Raw genomic sequence first — 2,290 nt, forward strand, 5'->3', positions numbered from 1 at the left:
CAGCCGCGTGTAGTGCTGCTCCTCGGCGGGAGGTGCCGCGGCCTGATGCGCCTCGTCCTGGGCTTGGCGTTCCTGCTGCTGCAGCCGAAGGTCCGCCGCGATCTTCCTCGTGCGGCGTTCTTCGTCCTGTTGCTCGCGTTGCTCGCGCAGCCTCGCCAGCCGACGGAGCTCCTCGAGCCGTACCTCGTCCATGCGGTCTGTCCTCTCGTGCGGGGATGGGTGGGTCGGTCAGCGCACGCCCACGCCGACGGACTGCTGTGTCTGCTGGGCGTTGTGCTGCGCCTCGTCCACGCTGGTGGCCTTGGCCGGCGCGCTCTCGGGGGGTGCCGGGTGGGCGGCGGCGCGGGCTTCGGCCCCATCCATCAGCCTCTGGCTCGCCTCCAGCACCCGGCCCTCCTGGCCCTCGAACAGCTGGGCGATGTCCTGGTCGCTCGGGGTCTTTGCCTGAGGGGTGGGGCGGGGCGGGAGGTTGCCCGGGTGACGCCGCTCGGCCGTGCGGTCCCGGCGCGGCAGTTCGGGGGCCGTCGCCGCGGGGGCCGGCTCTGCGGGCGCGGATGGTGTGGGTGCGGCCGGTGCCTGCTTCTGCTCGGGCTCGGCGGGCGCGGGGGCGGGCGCTGCGGCTTCGGGCGCCGGGGTGGATTCCGGCTGCACGGCCGGTGCCGGTGCCTCGGGCGCTGCAGATGCGGAGATGGCGGCGGCGCCCTTTTGGAGTTCGAGCAGGTTCGGCAGGCGCTGCTCGAGCAACTCCAGTTGGCCGGGCAGGTCGTTGCGGGAGACGGTGAGGGTCTCGCGCGGCTTGAGGCCGTTGGGAGGGCCGACGACGTTGAGGGTCTGGAGCACGGCCAGCGCTCGCTCGGCCTGCGCGTGGGTGAGGTTCAGCTCGGCGGTCTCGCTCAGCACGAGCGGCGAGGCGATTGTGCCCTGCTCGACGATGTGCGCGGCCACCGCGCGGACCTGGTCGGCGTTGAGCTCAGCGTCCAGGGCCTGCGCGGTGAGCTCGGGCGGTCCGGCTATCTCCTGGGCGAGCCGGTCGGCGACCTTGTTGAGGTACTGGGCGTTGCGGTCGAAGGGGTTGTTCTCCACGCGGCGGCGCAACGCCGTGATGAGCGCGAGCCGGGTTTCGACCGGCTTGTTGGTCTGCAGGCCGGCCACGAGGTCGCCCGGCGGAAAGACGGTCTGGGTGCCGAACTCCTGCTCGCCTCCAACGGCTGCGCCGATCGTGTTCTGGGCGAGGAGGTAGCGGATCTGCAGCTCCGGCCGGTCCTGCGGCCGCAGGTTCTTCGCGCTCAGCTCGGCGCGGACGGTGCGCGACTCCTCGTAGAGCGCTTCCATGTACCGCTCGGGCGGCTCCGCCTCATAGTGGCCGAAGTCCCGCTGCTCCTCCGCGCCGAGGGAGCCGCGCATCCGCTCCAGACGCTGCTCTGCGTAGTGCAGGACCATGGCGGCGATGTTGCGGCGCCCGGAGGTGCCCTGGCCCTGGTCGTCGTAGCGGCGCATGACGGCCAGCGCGATCCCCGAGATCATCTCGACGCCGCGGAGCTGAGCGGCCTCCACCAGGCCGTGCAGGCGCACGTCGAGGGTGAGGCGGTGTCCGGCACGCCGGGCCCGGCCAGCCATCTCGGTCAGGGCGGTCATCAACTGGGACGCTTCGGCCAGTTCCGGGTCGGCCTTGGCACCGGTGGACAGTGCGCTCTCCAGCTCCGGGTCGTCTGCATCATCCAGGCCGAGGTCCGTCTCGGGGTCGTCCGGCCCGGCCCTGCGCAGTTCCCGGTTGAGCCGGTGGACGTGCGCCATCAGCAGACGCGGACTGTCCAGGGCCTGTACGGAGTCGAGCCCGGCCGCCCGGGCCGCGTGGTCCTCGGCGACCCGGGTGAGGGTGCGCATGGCCTGGCCGCCCCCTGTGTTGCGCTGGTCCCACTTGTCGAGGTGCGCGCTGACCTTGGCGGCGTGGCGGGCGATAAGGCTTGCCGCCAGGGTGGTGATCTTGGCGGCCTGGACCGCTGTCTGAGGGGTGATCTCCGCCTGTTCGTTGAGGCGCGCCAGGACGGCGTCGACCTGCTGGCGGATGTCTCGGATGGCGTGCCAGTCGGGATTGCTGAAGTAGAAGGCCTGGTTGTTCTGCGCGGCGCCCATCGCGGCGTCGAGGCCCGCCAGATCGCGGGGACCCGCCTCGGGAGGAGCGTCCGCGGCATCCAGCGCTCGGGCACGGCGCATGCCGCGCTGAAGGTTGACCAGGCGTGCGTAGCGTTCGAGTGCTTCCGCGTTCATGCCCGCGGTCACGTCGGTGGAG

The 2,290-nt window shown here is 72.1% G+C and carries 1 protein-coding gene and 1 pseudogene; both read right to left on the reverse strand.

What is annotated here, in order from left to right; translation table 11 throughout:
• The coding region (locus P3H78_RS33050) for a hypothetical protein (protein WP_276112865.1) at positions 1-192 on the reverse strand (192 nt) is incomplete at its 3' end.
• A gap of 36 nt (positions 193-228) precedes the next feature.
• A pseudogene (locus P3H78_RS33055) lies at positions 229-2,290 on the reverse strand (hypothetical protein); the annotation flags it as partial.

Source organism: Streptomyces tropicalis (assembly GCF_029269835.1).
Classification (GTDB): domain Bacteria; phylum Actinomycetota; class Actinomycetes; order Streptomycetales; family Streptomycetaceae; genus Streptomyces; species Streptomyces tropicalis.